Here is a 16,683-nt window from a genome sequence, read left to right on the forward strand (position 1 = left end):
CTACTGTAGTTGTTCCACCAGTTCATTTGAAACAATCGTATCAATGCCTACTGGCTCCTCTAATAATCCCATCTCAACATAGGTGTCCTCTACCCTCTGTATTAATGCTTGGTCAAACCAACCAAGCCCTTTTTCTTTCATTTGTTCATTGACGGAAACTTGATTCCGTATCTGAATAATTTCCTCATTTCGTGCTTGATCCTGCCCATCAATCGCCGTATCTACTGCTGCTTTTGCGGCTTCATCTGGATGTTCGATCGTATAGTTCACACTGTCACGATACACTTGTAAAAAATCAATCAGTAAATCTTGTTTTTGCTCAAACGTTTCTTCGGTAACAACAAAAACGTCAGATGGTGTATTTAACACCTCTTTCGCTTCGATCACATCGACAGCTTCTAACCCTTTTTGTTCGGCATCATATAAACCTGTGTCGGTCGCCGCTGTTGCCGCTACTTGCCCATTCATTAACGGGCCAAAATTTAACACACCTGTTTCAATCACATGAACATCTTCTTCTGTCATGCCTGCGTTATAAAGCAATAGTTTTAAATTTTGGTAAGTGCCACTCGTGAAACTGTATACTCCGACATCTTTTCCTCGTAAATCTTCGACCGTCTCGATTCCTTGTTCATTTAATGAAACCAGATTGAACACATTGTGAGGATAAATATTGTAAATCACCTTTAAATCAGCCCCATTTTCGACTGCTAACAACACAGCTTCAAGATCTGCAAAGGCGATATCCGCATTTCCAGCAATGATGTTCTTAACAGCATCCCCGCCCCCAGCTCCAGGTACATATTCAAACTCAATGCCAGCATCTGTGAACCACTCTTTTTCCTGTGCTAAAAATAGATTGCTTTGTTCTGCTATTGGTTTACTCCAAGATGCCATTTTCATCTTATGTAATTCTTTAGATGCTGCTTGCTCCTCTTCCTTGACAACCTCATCTTCTGTTCCACATGCTGTAAACACCGAAACAACAACAAATAGAATCATAGATACAATCCATTTTTTCATTCTTGGTCCCTCCTAGAATAATCGTATTTCTTTAAAAATACCCGCTCCAACAAACCGATCAGATGATACATCGCTATCCCCATCAATGTCAGCAAAATAAAGGCAGAAAACATGAGCGGTGTATCCATCATCCCCATACCTGTAGTGATCACAGCCCCTAGCCCTTTATTAGCACCGATAAACTCACTAACTGCTGCCCCAACTACACTTAAGACAATCGCAACTCGTAATCCTGAAAAAAGGTACGGAACGGCGGATGGCAATCGTAGCTTCATCAATATTTGCAAAGGGGACGCTTTTAATGACCGAAATAAAGCGACCTTATCCTTATCTACTAGCGACAACCCTGTTACCGTGCTTTCGAATAAAGGAAAAAAACTAATCAATGCAGTAATGATGATTTTAGGTGCAAAACCATACCCGAACCACAACGTTAACAATGGGGCGAGGGCGATTTTAGGCATTGCTTGGGAAGCAATAATATATGGATGAAGGATTTCTCTAAGTGTCCTCGATTGCGACACGATAAATCCAAGCCCCACCCCAATCGTTGCCCCAATCAAAAATCCACCAATAACTTCTATAAATGTGGCATTGATATGACTTAAAAAATATCCAGACGACAAGTGGGTCATTAAATTCATCCATATAGCAGTAGGCTTGGGTAAAATCAGTTCTGGTATATTTTTAACAGTAACGACAAGTTCCCAAATAGTTAGTAATAAGATAAATAACAGTACGGAATAGATCATAGTTGGTTTCATCTTCTTCATAGTGTTTCAAGCCCTTGATAAATCTGTTTGACCACCTGTAGAAATTCAGGTTCAAATTTTAATGTTTTTTTCCTTGGCCTGTGAAATGGAATCGTGTATTCCTGCATGACACGTGACGGTTGATCGCCAATTAAAATAACACGGTCAGACAGAAAAGCCGCTTCTTGGATATCGTGGGTAATAAAAATAACCGTTGGATTGTAGTCTTGTGCAATTTCCAATAACTGTACTTGTAATAATTCTTTTGTCATTGCATCAAGTGCAGCATATGGTTCATCCATTAACAAAAGGTTCGGACTTGTGAATAGAGCTCTTGCTAATGCGGCACGTGACAACATGCCTCCTGAACATTCATGAGGATATTTATGTTCATCTCCAGCTAATTCGACTAACGCTAACACTTGTTTAGCTTTGTCTCGATCTGCTTGTGTTGGTTTTCGTTTTAATTCGATTGGTAGCAAAATATTTTCCAATAATGTCCGCCATTCCAATAATACTGGTTTTTGGAAAACATAGGTCATATCATGATGTGGCTCTTTGACTTTCTCCCCTTGAATCCATACTTCTCCCTCAGTTGGAGCAAGCATCCCAGCAACCATCTTAATAAGTGTTGTTTTACCTGTGCCACTTTTTCCAACAATACTGACAAATCCCTGCTTTTCCACACTTAAATCAACCCGCTGTAATACAACATCCTTTCCAAAAGTTACACCTACATCTTTTAATTGAATATAAGGATCCATCTATTCATCCCCCCTTTTTTTAGTTGCGAAATGGATCAAACATATCCATTTTCACTTCAACGGATGCCTCCACATCACACCAATACACAAGGTCTGCAAGGTTAAACCGACCATCATGGTGCCAACCTGGCTGTGGATTTGACATTTCGCCTAAGAAACTGATCCGGTTCGCTTTACATTCTCCAAATAGTTTGATCAAAGCTTGAAATCTTTGCGGAGGACAAGCAACACCAACGGTTTGCACGAAATCTTTTATATCTCGCGTCAACGTTGGAACTTCATCAACCGAATCAATCGCAACAACTGTCACCACCCGATTTAACATGGAAAAAGGGAATTCCGTTTGATGATCACGATAGATAACAGTCCAAGCTGTTCCATTATCACTGGTTAATAGATCTACCTTAGGATCAACTTGTGATTGAAATTCGATATCGGACCGCACCTTCACAATTGCCGAAACCTCCTCTGTCGATAAAGAAGCACGCGGCATTTTATGATCAACATTGTCCATCTCATGTGCAAGCATATGAGCAAAATCCCTCGGAGAAAGTGCTCCACCACGTTCGACATAAAACACATGTGGAGACAGACATCCTTGTTGATCAAACCAGGAGGCATCCTTTGCTGCTAGTTGCGCTGTTTTCCAGGCAAGCGTCGGTGTCAGGCACTCATTTGTTACCACGCCGAAGCTGACTTTATGTCCATGTGGCAAAAATCGAACATGTGGTGGTATGCGTTTCGCTACATCGCTGATCGTCTGCTCACTTCCATAAGCAATTACCGCTTCTGATTCTGAAAAGGCGACTCGTTCTATCTGTTCATCGCCACCTTTCCACCATAGAATCGCTATTGACTCCGCAAACTGCTCATCAATTTCCGCTAATGTCTGTGTAAACAAGGTAATAAATAACGGTTCCGATGAAGAAACTTTTCCAATAGTAGCCGACTTAACGAGCAAACCTGACACCAAGCTCCATAACGGCAGTGCTGGGACATTTCCGGAAAAAATATGTATAATACTTTCTGGACCATATGCCCGCGTTAATCCCCCTGCTTTAGCCGGCCGAAATTCATCAAGAACCAACGGATTGGAAAAATCTTCATCGACAATTCTTTGTAACTTTTGTTTACGAAAGTTGCGTAAATAATCTGTTAAAAATAACCGCACCATTTCGTGATCATAACCAGTTATAACTGGTAGTAACTGTTCCGCTAGCCGTCGTAATTCATAGTTTGGATTGAGCCATTTCCCAACAGCTAGATCGATAATGTCGATGATCTGACTTGTGTGTAATTGCTTTATATACTTCTGTCTACTTTCCTTCACAGACGTTTCGATCACTTTCAGATCTTGTTCATTTAAGATTGGCACTTCCACTTCTACCTGTTGTCCATGATTGCTAAAGGTGAGACTCTTGGTTTGTTTCGGTTCAATCGGAAGAAAATATCCTTTTATTTTCATATGGTTAGTCCTTTCTATTCGATGCGATAAGTTGTTCCACAGCAAGGGAACAGCCCTTTGCTTCTGCGCCTTCCGCTCTGCCTAATAAATAGAACCCATCTCCGTGCTTGATCCCAACATCTTCTGTCATAATCCCAACAACTGAATTTATATTTGCTAGATCATAATGAACGATAATTCCTTTTTCACCTTCAGGCTTTTCTTGCATCGTTTCCGGATCCACAATCACGGTCCGCATCCAATCAGGTTCCTTTTTTGTTGTTTTAGTTGGCTGATGGAGGTAGTGCTGACGAATTTCTTGGTTGTAGATTTGCGAACTCAATTCTGTCATCCCATACATATTTCCATAAGCATCATTTGGCAGTGATAGCAACTGACACATCATCGTTTTAAACTCTGATTCTTCCATTTCTCGTGATTGCCCCTTCGCACCACCCGTATCCATGATTCGGCTCCCTTTTGGTAGGTTAAAAGAGATCCCACGTTCCTTGCAGTAATCTAGAAAATGAATGAAGGAAAACGTTGCTCCTAGCAAAAAAATCGGCTCATCCTCGGCTTGCGCGTTCTGTAAAAGACCAACTAAACGCTCGTGATCCACTCCATCTTTGGCCACAACATACTCACTGGCACTCGTACCAAATTGTTCTTTTGCTAGATGGAGATAATGGGCGAGCGATGAATTTGGCATATCTTCTTTAGTCGGAAATAACAGCACCATCTTGATTTTCTTTAGATCTGGCATCATCATCTTCTTAAAATAGCTCGTCATCGATAAATCATAGATTTCTAGATCACGATGGATATTTTTGCCGCGTTTGGCTGGGTTGGTCGTGCCACTTGTCATAAACATCGCTTCCGCCTCTTCCATTGAAGAACAAGCTAAATGCGCCTCCTTAAATGCATTAATATGTACTGGTGGAATGTCAGAAAAGTGCTGAACACTAGTAGGTGTCACTCTTCTTTTCCGACAGTACTTTCGATATGCTTGGTTATTTTTATATTGGAAAGTAAATAGTTCCCGAGCAACTTCAGTAAAGGCATCATCATTCTGCTCCCCTTCGAGAATAAATGTTTTCACCCTCTGTTTGATTGTTGAATAGTCCACTGCACACACCCCTAACGTTTTTTGATATAAAAAAAGTCCACTTCCTTAACAGAAAGTGGACGTACATACATCAATTGTACGATTCCACTTCCCTACGCTGGTATGATCCAGATCAGGTTCTGAGGGTCAAAAAGTCACACTTTTTTCTCAGCTTGTGTTACAAGCTCCCCTAGTAGAATGGATTATAGTATTTTCACATTTCATTGTATGCTTAGAATTTAAGAAAATCAATGTTTTTGGAATATAATTGATTTTGTTTTTCAATAAATAGTGCTTGACCAAACTTTCGTCAAAAGAAAATTACCATTTGCACTATCTACATTTTTGCCAAAGTGGACCGCAAAAATAGGCTTGGAATCTGCAACTATTATCCGCCAAAAGGAATGGAGGTATCCGCAACTCTACTTTTTAATTTGTAGATACCATGGTAAACTTTCTTAAAGAAGGGACGGGAATAGTATGTGCAAAAAGTTACTTGCAGAATTAAAGGAAACGATCGATAATAAAACAGCCTCGAATCTCGAATTAGATAAGTTGGAACGTATAACTGAACGATTGGAACTTTTGGAAACAGACTGTACCACATGCGAACAACATCTGACAGCGTTACAAACCTACATACGTACATTAATCAACAAACAAGGGCAATTTGAAAAACAAACGATCAAACAACATAAACAAAAGTTGCAAAAAATCACAACACATTTGCAGAAGCAACATCAGCTAGTTCCTGATGGCTATTACTTAACCATGGGGTTGGCGTTCGGTACCAGTCTTGGGGTTGTATTTGGTGCTGCGCTGAACAACATTGCCATTGGTATTTCGCTCGGAATTAGCATAGGGGTAGCAATTGGGATTAGTTTGGACGGAGACGCAAAGAAAAAGGGAAACGTCATCTAACGGATGTGGCATGCAAAACGCCCAGCTCAAATTAAATTGAACCGGGCTTTTTCATCAAGTACGTAGGCTTAGACACCTCGTTTATTTCCCCATACCAAGGCATGGACTTGGGGCAATACTCGAACATGATTCAGCGTCTTGGATTCAACAACTTTATCAATCAACCATTCGTATTTCGTTAATAGCTTACTAGAAAGTGTCGTTGCTTCCATTTCTTCCAAGTCATCATTTCCTACTTGAAGAAAGAAAGGTATATTGGGATAACGCTGATGTATTCTTTCTGCATAACCTAAATCTTCTTCATCAAAAATCACAACTTTTAAACTCGTATGGTTAATCCTATTGTGCTTTTCGAGTTTTAAAAGAATCAGATCAAGTGTGTCCCAGTTGGTTTGCATGTTGGAACTAGGCGGTTTTGGCGAAATCGTCAAATCATCAATCGTTACAAACCAATCTTGCCAACGACTCCCTTGCGTTTCAAGAGCTACTTCAACATCCAACTCGTGAAGGGCATCGATAACCTCATTTAAATGTATTAATAAAGCTGGGTTACCACCAGAAATCGTGACATGATCAAATCGATCTCCGCCAATTTCTTTTAACCGGACGATTATTTCATTTGCTGTTAACCTTTCTATCTCCTGTTTGGCACTTCCATCCCAAGTAAATGCCGAATCACACCAAGCACAGCTGTAATCACAACCAGCGGTGCGAACAAACATTGTTTTTCTGCCAACGACCATCCCTTCCCCTTGAATAGTCGGTCCAAATATCTCAAGTACCGGGAATTTATTCATGATCCATCCACTCCAGTCTTGCTTCGGCATAACTTGTTGGTGTTTCATACAGTTTGACGAATTCTACTCGACATTCATTAGGTTGGGCATCAAGTGCCTGCTCCATTTTTTCATAAATCCATACCACCATATTTTCCGCAGTTGTATTCATCGCTGGAAGAGTCTCGTTTAAATAACGATGGTCCAGGTGAATTTCAATCTGGTCCTTCCAAATTTGTTTAATTGTACCGAAATCGATCACAAGACCAATCTCATCCACATAGCCACTGATGCCAAAAATCACTTTATACGTATGCCCGTGTAAATTTTTACATTTTCCTTCATAACAGTGTAGATGGTGGGCAGCGTCAAACGTGAATTCTTTGCTCACAAGTACTCGTTTTTTATGATAGGTTAACTCGCTTCGTTTAATATCCTCATCAATTTTTTGAAGTTTCTCGACAATGGTAAATCCATACATTATGCATTCACTTCTTTTCTTTGTTCAAGATACGTTTCAAGTCCATTTTGTCGTAATTTACATGCTGGACATTCTCCACAACCACTTCCACGTACGCCATGATAACAAGTTAATGTATGTTCACGGACATAATCAAATGCTCCAAGTTCGTCAGCTAATTTCCACGTTTCTGCCTTATCAAGCCACATGAGTGGTGTGTGTACTACAAAGTCATCATCCATTGATAAATTCAAGGTGACATTGAGCGACTTAATAAAAATATCCCGGCAATCTGGATAACCACTGAAATCCGTTTCACAAACACCTGTTACAATATGCTTGGCGCCAATCTGTTTCGCTAAAATCGTGGCAAATGACAAGAATAATAGATTACGTCCAGGCACAAATGTTGATGGCAATTCGCCATTTTCACCATCTGTTACTTCTAGATCGTCTCTAGTTAACGCGTTTGGTGCGAGCTGATTAAGTAAGGACATATCCAAAATATGATGTTTCACATTCAAATCATTGGCAATTTCCTTCGCTACCTCAATCTCTTCCTTATGGCGCTGATTGTAATCAAACGTGACAACTTCCACCTCATCATATTGCTTTAATGCCCAAAACAAACAGGTGGTACTATCCTGACCACCACTGAACACAACTACTGCTTTCTGATTTTTTCCCATAAAAAAATTCTCCTTTCATCATCAAAAAGAGAATCCTACTCACCCAAAACAAAAGCTTAGGAGCCCAAATTAGCAATACCTTATCGCATGTGCACGCTGCCCCCAAGAAAATAAAAAAACTATACACCAAGGTATAGTTTAAGTCCTTAGTTTTTTATAGAGGGTGTAGCTAGAACCTCTCCTACATTTATGTAGATTTATTTTGTTTTCAATTATTCATTATAGCATAATTTTGGTTGTTTTTGTTTACTAGATTATTACCTTCCTATGATTGGTCTCAAAAAAATTACGCCATTTATCTAATCTTTATGTCCACCCTATTTTCTTTCTCAACCATATACTACTACTAGGTATGAAAAATCTCTAGGATGTTGACAGGGGGGATTATCTTGCCTTGTTTACCAGGCTACCGCTAGTGTGGTCCCGGATGCAGTGGACCAGGGGCACCAACCAATCAACTCGATTATTTTTGCATGCAACACGATGCTTGCTATCGCAGATGTCGTTTCAGATCAAGATGCGATTGTGATGAACTGTTTATGCGGAGGTTACAACCATATATAAATCGAAGAGACAAAATAGGAAAAGACGCAGCTCTCATGTATCGTGCTATGAAGTTGAAACGTAGGTTTTAAATGGTGTTATCCACCTATCATGAAGGGTAGCGTTTGTTCTCCTATTTAGCGAATGCTACCTTTTTACATAACAGTTCCGATTTCATTTTAAAACAACGACCTCCACTCCCAGCCTCAGAAAAAATTTCTTTAAAAGATGTTGTTTACTGCATATAGCTGAATTATACAACATAACTCGCCGCTTCCTTTAAAAGAAGAGTGCTTAAAAGCCGCTGCGGCAATACACTACGCTTTCCGTGGGGTGCTGGTGAGCCTCCTCGCGCTGTCGCACTGCGGGGTCTCACCGATGCCACTAGTCCCACAGGAGTCTCCGTGTATTGCCTCCGCTGTTTGCGCGTTTTGAACTTGTCAGAATTTATAGTTTGACCATAGTTTAAGGAACTTCCATAAAATCACTACTTGTAGCATTATATGTATGCAGATAAAATCTGGATTACTAGATATTTTTATGTTAAAGCGGATGAAAGCCAATAAGCTTTTAGTTTAGTTATCCTAAAAAAATGACCAAAAACAGAAAATTTATAACAGTGTAGGCAGAATACGGAGACTCCTGTGGGAATAGCATGAGTCCGAAGACCCCGCAGCGGTTTTTGCGAGGAGGCTGAGGCCATGCCCACGGAAAGCGGAGTATTCTGCCGGAACGATATATTCGCACTTATTTAAATCAGAATGTAAAAAGTAAACAGATCCTAGTCATGTCGTATAATTCAGCTTATACGACATAAGAAATAACAAATTTTACTAACCAAGTGTTGCTACGCGATTGAGATTTTTTCTCTAATGATCACGCAAGAAAACGATCTTAAACAAACAGCTCCTTCTCAAATAGAAGGAGCTAAAGTAATATTTATTTTATTAGGGTGGGGAGTCATACTATAGACATATAGACAAGTTTCTATACAAACTTTTCACGTATTAACCAGTGGTTTAGGATCAGCGATCAAGGTTTGGATTAAAGCTTCTATGGTTGGAATTTCCGGGGTTATCTGTACGGAACACCCTCTCTTTTCCAACGCGTTTTTTGTTTGTGTTCCTAAACAACTAATGGTTAAGTCATCGAAAAATCGCTCCGTGTCCATTTCACATCGTTCTAGTCCTTCCAATAATGCAGGAATTGATCTGCTACTTGGAAAAATAACCGTATCAAACGTGATTGTGTCTACCATTTGTTGAAAAATAATGTGATACTTTTCATCGATTTGTTGATAGCTTGTTATCCAGTGATCGTAATCACTAGTTAGATTATTCGTTTCATCTAGAAAAGCTTGTTTTACAACGAGAAGCTCTTCTTTTACTAACTCAGGTAACTTGGCAATCTTTGCTTCAAATCCACGCTCATGTAGATAACGTTCTGATTTTTGGGACCCAACGTAGAAATCAGCTTGAATCGCACGAATATCCAATCCGTTCGCTACAATTTGTTGAAAAAATTCATCAATACTTTCCGAGGAAGCGAAAAAAATCGCCCGATAAGTTGTAAGTTTTTCGATTATTTCATTAGGTACATCAACTGTTTGTTTTTTCCACTTCGGAAACTCAATCACTTCCGCACCTTTTTCTGTAAGTTCCTTTGCTAATCGACTTTCTCGATTACTGGTCCTTGCTAGTAATATTTGTCGCCCAAATAATGGTTTTTTTTCAAACCAATTCATCTGGTCACGAAGATTGACAATATGACCGACTAAAATAATAGCAGGATTTTTAAATTGGACTTGCTCTGCCTTATCTGCAATCGTTGCAAGTGTTCCTTGCAAGCTAGTTTGTCGACTATAGGTACCCCACCGGATCAAAATGACTGGTGTATCTTTAGATTTCCCATGTTGGACCAATTTCTCACTAATATAAGAAAGATTGGCAATTCCCATATAAAAAGCAATTGTATCAATACCACTTATACTTGCCCAATCCACTTCAGGATGACCGTTTTCCGCTTTTCCGTGCGCGGTCACAACAGTAAACGATGTGCCATAATCCCTATGTGTGACGGGAATGCCCGCATAAACCGGCGCAGCGATACCAGAAGTAATGCCTGGAACGATCTCATACTCAACCCCAGCTTCTTCAAGTTGACTAGCTTCTTCACCAACACGCCCAAACACACTTGGATCGCCACCTTTTAATCGGACAACTACCTTTCCGTCACGTGCTTTCGCAACAAGTAGGTCGTTGATTTGTTCTTGACGCATCACATGACGCTTAGGCAGCTTTCCACCATAAATCAATTCACACTCTGATTTTGCAAAATCTAATAGTTTCGGATGAACGAGACGATCATACACAATCACATCTGCTACTTGCAAAACCTCTTTACCTTTAACCGTAATTAACCTAGCATCTCCTGGTCCGCCACCTACTAAATACACTTTGCCTTGTTTCATGATGCGTCATCCTTCCATCTACTTGATTACGATACCAATTTAAATACTAATATATATGGTATTCTGTTCGATGTCTACATGGTACGTTTGAACTTGCCCTTCATCAGGAGCTTGTACCTTGCCATCAATCAGTGAAATTTTCCAATCATATACTGGGCAGAACACATAGTTACCACTTACTAATCCTTCCGAAAGCACGCCTCCTTTTGGATGTGGACTTTTATTTTCGATTGCATAAACACTACCATCGGTTACTTTAAAAACCGCTATCGAATGCCCATCGATCGTTACCGGAATACCGGCACGGACTGGAAGCTCTTGCACCCGCGTGATTGCTACCTTTGTTTTCGTTGTCATGTGTTCGTCTCCTTTCTATCAAACCGTTGTTAATTGAGGTTCTAATTTTGTATAATATTTATCTTGAATTTCTCCGTCTTCTACTGCTTCTTTCCATGGCTCATTATACCTTGCCAGCGTTTTATTTAATCGATCAATTAGTTCTTTTCGTTGCGTATCATCTTCTAAAACGGTCTTAATGTGGTCTAGTCCTAGACGTTCTACCCATTTGGATGTCCGTTCAAGGTACTTTCCTGTTTCACGATAGTATTGTAAGAATGCACTTGCGATATCAATCAATTCTTCTTTAGTTTTGACGGTGTAAAGTAGATCCCCTGCGCGTAGATCTGTTCCACCATTTCCAGCAACATACATTTCCCAACCGCCGTCGATACCAATAATTCCGATATCTTTAATTCCTGATTCAGCACAGTTACGAGGACAACCAGAGACACCCATTTTAAATTTATGTGGTGTATCAAGACGCTCAAACTTTTTCTCTAATTCCATCCCTAAGCCCATCGAATCTTGCGTACCGTAGCGACAGAATTTTGCACCTACACATGTTTTTACCGTACGGAGTGATTTTCCGTAAGCATAGCCTGATGGCATATCAAGTTCTTCCCAAATCGCAGTTAAATCTTCCTTCTTAATTCCAAATAACCCAATTCGTTGTCCACCTGTCAATTTAACGAGAGGGACATCATACTTGATGGCAACATCAGCTAATTTTTTTAGATCTTCTGGATTTGTTACGCCACCATACATTCGTGGGACAACGGAATAGGTGCAGTCTTTCTGAATGTTGGCATGCATTTTTTCATTAACTAAACGAGAATCGCGCTCGTCTTTATAGTCGGGATAGACCATACCTAGATAATAGTTTAAGGCTGGTCGGCATTTATTACAGCCTTCTTCATTTTGCCACTCAAGCACGTGCATGACTTCTTTGACAGTAGATAGACCTTTCTCTCTTATTTCTGCCACTACTTCATCGCGACTTAAAGTAGTACATCCGCAAATTGCTTCTTTTTGATTAGCAGCATCAAAACCATCTCCAAGTGTATGTGCTAAAAGATCGGCAATCATCGGTTTACATCGACCACAAGAACGCCCTGCATTGGTACATCCGCCTACTTGATCAACAGTTGTGAGATCCTGAGCATGAATAGCATCAACAATTGTCCCTTTAGTCACTCCATTACAGCCACAGACAAGCTCATCATTAGGCATGATCGCAACATCACTTTCCTCTGCTTCGCCAGCTGCTTGTAAAATCGACAGACTAGTCATCTCACTGACATCTTCTTGCTTGGACAACATCCGAAATAGTCGAGTACTTTCAGCTGTCTCCCCGTAAAGCACGGTTCCGACGACAAGATTATCACGAATAACAACCTTTTTATAAACACCTTCATAGTCGTTATGCACTTTGATTGACTTCGTTGTCTCATCATCTTCAATTTCGCCTGCCGAGTACAAATCAACACCTGCAACCTTTAACTGGGTTCCCGTAACGGAGCCTTGATAAGGTTCTGTATCTACTTGGCAAATTCGTTTAGCTAGCACTTGTGCTTGTTCATACAATGGTGCAACTAATCCATACACCATCCCACGATGTTCTGCGCATTCCCCAATCGCATAAACATCTGGAATATCTGTTTCCATATAATCATTGACGATAATGCCTCGGTTGGTTGAAACACCAGCCTCTTTTGCCAATTGTGCATTTGATTTAATACCAACTGCCATTACAATTAAATCCGCTTCTACTTCTGAACCATCTTTGAATCGAAGTCCTGTGACCCGATCATCTCCGAGTACTTCCACCGTTTGTTTTTCCATTAAGAAGTTAATACCTTGTCTCTCTAACTCTTCTTTTAACATCGTTGCAGCCGTCGCATCTAATTGTCGCTCCATTAAATGTGGCATTAAATGAACAACGTTAACGTCCATTCCTAAATTACACAATCCTTTGGCAGCCTCTAAACCTAGTAATCCCCCACCTATTACGACTGCCTTTTTATAGTCTTCAGCTGATTTGATCATCGTTTCACAATCTTGGATATCACGAAAACCTGTAATCCCTTTTTTATCCACTCCAGGAACAGGAATGATAAATGGAGAAGAACCTGTTGCGAAAATTAATTGATCATAGAATACTTGTCTTCCTTTATTTGATTCCACTAGTTTCTTGTCGGTATCAACGTTAGTGATCATTTCACCAGTAAATAGTTGAATATTATTTTTTTCGTACCAATCCCAGTTATTCAAAATAATATCATCAACCGTTGTATCTCCTTGCAATACGGTTGATAGTTGAATACGGTTGTAATTCGGATGTGGTTCTTTTCCGAAAATTGTAATGTCGTAAGTATCAATGCTGTTCTTCAAAATCTCTTCAATCGTCCGAATCCCTGCCATTCCATTCCCTATCATTACTATCTTTTTCTTATGCATAGCTAGTCCCTCCCATGAAGACGCCCGTTTGTTCTGTCTTAAGCTTTTATACAGCTATTGTAATGTGTTTACATGGTAATGTTTGTGATCCAAATCACAATTACAGTAATTTGTTAATTTTTTCACAAATGTGACATAAAATTTTTATTCCTTTTTGGAAATGAAATTATGTAACGGGTTGTGGAGCAGCTTCTAATTAGCAAACCACTCATAGATTCATAGAATTATGCTTTCTTTCATAATTTTGATTATTTTCACATAAAAGACCATCCACCAAAGGCTGTGTAGCGCTTCGTGAATGGCCTATAACTTGTGATGCTAAACACTATTTTTCTACTAAATTATTCTCATGCAACGTCATTTCATCCATAAACTTTTGCACCATATTACTATCTTTTTCTTTATCGGCAATCAAGTACGCTTGTGCTGTCATTCGGAAAGAATCAAGCAAGTAAAAACGTTCATACAGTTCGCCACGGCTTCCCATATCCGAACCGATAAAGTCCCAGGCTAAGCGGAATAGACGAATTTTTTCTTCTGCCGGTGCATTTCTTGCTTGATAGTATTGATCAATATATCCTCTTAAAGGTCCCTCCATGTCAGCTTTGCTTGGTGTAAGCAAAAATCCGCCGCCACCGATTAAGCGAATTAATTCCATTGCTCTAGGAATATATTTTGGCATGAGGCCTCTTAATGCTAATAGCGGTCTTTCATCAGGTACATAAATACCGTCTAAAACTGTTGTTGCACCTTCAATTGATGATACTAGGGCTGAACGTGTCATTTCTTTCATCGACCAAATCTCACCCAACTTCTCCTGAATATGATTAAACTTATTTACACCGTTCATGTCTGCAATCATATGTCCAAGTCCGAATAGGAACTCCAACTTCGTAAGTGCTCTCGTCATTGCTTGAAACACAATATAATTTCTCCAATTGGTCGCATCTGTCAGTTCACGATATAAGTCTACATTTCCATCAATAAATACTCGATCCTTTGGTATATGAACATTATCAAAAATAACAACCGCATCCATTTCATCAAAACGAGAAGATAGTGGATAATCAAATGTATCACGCTGTTTGCTATATGAATCCCGGCAAATAAATTTCAAGCCTGGAGTGTCCATTGGCAACGCAAAACTTAGCGCATAATGCGCATCTTCATGACGAATGCCCTGTCCTCCTGCCGATGGGTAGACAACAATTTCATCAGAAAATGGTGCTAATGTTGCTAACATTCTTGCCCCATGGACAATGATAGAGTCTTCTGTTTCTCCTACTTTTCGAAGCGAAACTTCTCCTCCACCTTGTTCTGCTTCGGCTACTGAACGGTCAACTTGTGGATTCACGATACTGTGTGTTAAGCATAGGTCGTTTTCTCGAATAAAACGGAAATACTCCCCTAGGTTTTTTGCCCCTTGGTCATTTCCATAGCGAGACCAAACATCAAGTCTACTTGCATAGCAGGCAAACGTAATATTAAGATAATCTGGACTTCTTCCCATTATTCCTGCAGAAGCTTCCGCCCAAATTTTTGTCGTTTCTTGAATCCGCTTCAAATCTTCTTTACTTCTAGGAAACATAAATGTTGTTCCGACTTTATCACCAGTATCAGGGGAATCCATTAACATCGTTTCAGGATGCTGGTGTTGTAAATCGTATAAATGGGCGATCGATTGGGCCGCACCTTCAAACTGAGGATGAGTGGTAACGTTTTCAACTTTTTCACCATTAAGCCAAATCTCCCGTTTGTCATTTCGCAAACTTTCTAAATACTGAGCTCCAGTACGTGCTGGCATATTTCCATCTCCCTTGTTTAAAAATTTCTTTCCCTTTTCCAACTGTTTCTGCTTTTTATTATATAAATTTAAAAAAAGATTGACTACGACAGACATTGTTCAAAAAGAGAGTTTTATTAGACGATCATTGTTTGATTGGAAGAAACAACAGGAAACTATTCTGTATAAAACCAGCATTGAAAGCAGTTAATCCTTCCGTATGAAACCATATGAGCATGTTACTCATACCTAGCTTTCTATTAATTAAGCACATTCACCTGCTATAAGACCTCCACCTACAGAAATCTAGTAGTCTACAACCAGCGTTGTATGCTCACCAAAATGGAGAAATGATTCATCTGTAAACTTTCACTTGTATTTCAACAAATATTCATGCTCATCATTTGAGATAAAGTGATAACTTGCGTTTAGATCCTTGTCGTGTAACTGTTATTTCAGCATGATGCAAACGTACAATATCAAAGTTTTTTTGATCCATTTTGATCCCTCCAATTTGTATTTATCCTTACTATAAAACCTCCAGTTACTGGAGGCTCAATATTTTTTTAATTTATTTCTAAAAAATAGCAAATCACGGTTTTAACTGATTTCTTATGTATGGAGGATCCTATTATTTAATTCTGTCATCAACCAAGAAATAAGTTTTTAAGACAAACCTTATCTCACATATAACTGTCTGTTGGAACCTACTTTAATCCTAGAGATGGAATTAACATGTCCGATTGTGTTCAATATTCAATCCATTTAAAAAGAGAAGCCCGTCCGGACTCCCCTTTTTAGCAATAATGTTTTGTTTATTGCATGTTGTTATTTTGTTGGTTTTGCGCAGTTGCTTGTGCCTGTTGCACTTGTTGTTGTGCTTGTTGAACTTGTTGCTGCGCCTGTTGCAGTTGTTGATTTTGTTGCTGATTTGCACCTGCTTGTTGTTGCGCTTGCTGCACTTGCTGCTGTGCTTGTTGCAATTGTTGCTGCGCTTGTTGAATTTGCTGAGGATCAGCACTTGCTTGTGCCTGTTGAACTGCTTGCTGCGCCTGTTGAGCAGCTTGTGCAGCTTGTTGTAATTGTTGTTGGTTTTGTTGTTGTGCCATGAAAAAATAACCTCCTAATAATTATGCTTAAAAAACTTACAAGCATTA

The 16,683-nt window shown here is 39.6% G+C and carries 14 protein-coding genes and 2 riboswitches; of the genes, 1 reads left to right on the forward strand and 13 read right to left on the reverse strand.

All coding sequences use genetic code 11. The annotated features are described in order from the left end of the window. Genes FCI53_RS03900 through FCI53_RS03920 form a run of 5 tightly spaced genes read right to left on the reverse strand, consistent with a single transcriptional unit; the run spans position 1 to position 5,109 of the window. Complete coding sequence (locus FCI53_RS03900; protein ID WP_138416045.1) at positions 1 to 1,023, reverse strand: ABC transporter substrate-binding protein; 1,023 nt, start codon at positions 1,021 to 1,023, stop codon at positions 1 to 3. Further along, entirely contained in the window at positions 1,020 to 1,796 is a 777-nt protein-coding gene (locus FCI53_RS03905; protein WP_246050002.1) for an ABC transporter permease, read from the reverse strand. Before FCI53_RS03905 ends, FCI53_RS03900 begins: the two co-directional genes overlap by 4 nt. Beyond that, the gene (locus tag FCI53_RS03910) at positions 1,793 to 2,539 is read right to left on the reverse strand and encodes an ABC transporter ATP-binding protein (protein ID WP_138416047.1); all 747 of its coding nucleotides are present in this window, start codon (positions 2,537 to 2,539) and stop codon (positions 1,793 to 1,795) included. Before FCI53_RS03910 ends, FCI53_RS03905 begins: the two co-directional genes overlap by 4 nt. Before the next feature lie 19 nt (positions 2,540 to 2,558). After that, positions 2,559 to 4,004: an acyl-CoA reductase gene (locus FCI53_RS03915; RefSeq protein ID WP_138416049.1), complete on the reverse strand. Its 1,446-nt coding sequence runs from the start codon at positions 4,002 to 4,004 to the stop codon at positions 2,559 to 2,561. Positions 4,005 to 4,008: 4 nt separating this feature from the next. Then, on the reverse strand, positions 4,009 to 5,109 hold the full coding sequence (locus tag FCI53_RS03920; protein WP_138416051.1) for a LuxE/PaaK family acyltransferase: 1,101 nt from the start codon (positions 5,107 to 5,109) through the stop codon (positions 4,009 to 4,011). 72 nt (positions 5,110 to 5,181) lie between these two features. Further along, a riboswitch (TPP riboswitch) is annotated at positions 5,182 to 5,290 on the reverse strand. Between the two features lie 278 nt (positions 5,291 to 5,568). Between FCI53_RS03920 and FCI53_RS21745 the strand changes: the two genes are divergently transcribed. Then, complete coding sequence (locus FCI53_RS21745; RefSeq protein ID WP_246050003.1) at positions 5,569 to 6,009, forward strand: glycine zipper domain-containing protein; 441 nt, start codon at positions 5,569 to 5,571, stop codon at positions 6,007 to 6,009. A 68-nt stretch (positions 6,010 to 6,077) separates the two neighbouring features. On the opposite strand, the gene queE is transcribed toward FCI53_RS21745, so the two are convergent. The 8 genes from queE to FCI53_RS03970 all read right to left on the reverse strand — a co-directional run bounded on the left by queE (position 6,078) and on the right by FCI53_RS03970 (position 16,635). Further along, positions 6,078 to 6,806, reverse strand: a complete 729-nt coding sequence (gene queE, locus FCI53_RS03930) for a 7-carboxy-7-deazaguanine synthase QueE (protein ID WP_171038052.1) — start codon at positions 6,804 to 6,806, stop codon at positions 6,078 to 6,080. Beyond that, complete coding sequence (queD, locus tag FCI53_RS03935; RefSeq protein WP_138416053.1) at positions 6,799 to 7,266, reverse strand: 6-carboxytetrahydropterin synthase QueD; 468 nt, start codon at positions 7,264 to 7,266, stop codon at positions 6,799 to 6,801. Before queD ends, queE begins: the two co-directional genes overlap by 8 nt. Beyond that, positions 7,266 to 7,934, reverse strand: coding sequence for a 7-cyano-7-deazaguanine synthase QueC (gene queC, locus FCI53_RS03940; RefSeq protein WP_138416055.1), 669 nt, complete (start codon positions 7,932 to 7,934; stop codon positions 7,266 to 7,268). The genes queD and queC overlap by 1 nt, the downstream gene beginning before the upstream one ends. A 140-nt stretch (positions 7,935 to 8,074) precedes the next feature. Continuing rightward, positions 8,075 to 8,119, reverse strand: a riboswitch (PreQ1 riboswitch). A gap of 1,358 nt (positions 8,120 to 9,477) precedes the next feature. Further along, positions 9,478 to 10,947, reverse strand: coding sequence for a uroporphyrinogen-III C-methyltransferase (cobA, locus tag FCI53_RS03950; protein WP_138416057.1), 1,470 nt, complete (start codon positions 10,945 to 10,947; stop codon positions 9,478 to 9,480). Positions 10,948 to 10,986: 39 nt separating this feature from the next. Beyond that, positions 10,987 to 11,304 (reverse strand): nitrite reductase small subunit NirD, encoded by a 318-nt coding sequence (gene nirD / locus FCI53_RS03955; RefSeq protein WP_138416059.1) that lies wholly within the window; start codon positions 11,302 to 11,304, stop codon positions 10,987 to 10,989. Positions 11,305 to 11,322: 18 nt separating this feature from the next. Beyond that, positions 11,323 to 13,743, reverse strand: a complete 2,421-nt coding sequence (nirB, locus tag FCI53_RS03960) for a nitrite reductase large subunit NirB (RefSeq protein WP_138416061.1) — start codon at positions 13,741 to 13,743, stop codon at positions 11,323 to 11,325. A gap of 325 nt (positions 13,744 to 14,068) precedes the next feature. Further along, complete coding sequence (locus tag FCI53_RS03965) at positions 14,069 to 15,547, reverse strand: 4-hydroxyphenylacetate 3-hydroxylase family protein (protein ID WP_171038053.1); 1,479 nt, start codon at positions 15,545 to 15,547, stop codon at positions 14,069 to 14,071. Between the two features lie 794 nt (positions 15,548 to 16,341). After that, positions 16,342 to 16,635: a hypothetical protein gene (locus tag FCI53_RS03970; RefSeq protein WP_138416065.1), complete on the reverse strand. Its 294-nt coding sequence runs from the start codon at positions 16,633 to 16,635 to the stop codon at positions 16,342 to 16,344. Positions 16,636 to 16,683 lie beyond the last annotated feature (48 nt).

This window comes from Aquibacillus sediminis (assembly GCF_005870085.1).
GTDB lineage: Bacteria > Bacillota > Bacilli > Bacillales > Amphibacillaceae > Aquibacillus_E > Aquibacillus_E sediminis.

Bases quoted from the DNA above. Each gene is read 5' to 3' on its own strand.
- FCI53_RS03900 (WP_138416045.1), bottom strand. From the start codon at position 1,023: ATGAAAAAATGGATTGTATCTATGATTCTATTTGTTGTTGTTTCGGTG.
- FCI53_RS03905 (WP_246050002.1), bottom strand. From the start codon at position 1,796: ATGAAGAAGATGAAACCAACTATGATCTATTCCGTACTGTTATTTATC.
- FCI53_RS03910 (WP_138416047.1), bottom strand. From the start codon at position 2,539: ATGGATCCTTATATTCAATTAAAAGATGTAGGTGTAACTTTTGGAAAG.
- FCI53_RS03915 (WP_138416049.1), bottom strand. From the start codon at position 4,004: ATGAAAATAAAAGGATATTTTCTTCCGATTGAACCGAAACAAACCAAG.
- FCI53_RS21745 (WP_246050003.1), top strand. From the start codon at position 5,569: ATGTGCAAAAAGTTACTTGCAGAATTAAAGGAAACGATCGATAATAAA.
- queE (WP_171038052.1), bottom strand. From the start codon at position 6,806: ATGAATAAATTCCCGGTACTTGAGATATTTGGACCGACTATTCAAGGG.
- queD (WP_138416053.1), bottom strand. From the start codon at position 7,266: ATGTATGGATTTACCATTGTCGAGAAACTTCAAAAAATTGATGAGGAT.
- queC (WP_138416055.1), bottom strand. From the start codon at position 7,934: ATGGGAAAAAATCAGAAAGCAGTAGTTGTGTTCAGTGGTGGTCAGGAT.
- cobA (WP_138416057.1), bottom strand. From the start codon at position 10,947: ATGAAACAAGGCAAAGTGTATTTAGTAGGTGGCGGACCAGGAGATGCT.
- nirD (WP_138416059.1), bottom strand. From the start codon at position 11,304: ATGACAACGAAAACAAAGGTAGCAATCACGCGGGTGCAAGAGCTTCCA.
- nirB (WP_138416061.1), bottom strand. From the start codon at position 13,743: ATGCATAAGAAAAAGATAGTAATGATAGGGAATGGAATGGCAGGGATT.
- FCI53_RS03965 (WP_171038053.1), bottom strand. From the start codon at position 15,547: ATGCCAGCACGTACTGGAGCTCAGTATTTAGAAAGTTTGCGAAATGAC.
- FCI53_RS03970 (WP_138416065.1), bottom strand. From the start codon at position 16,635: ATGGCACAACAACAAAACCAACAACAATTACAACAAGCTGCACAAGCT.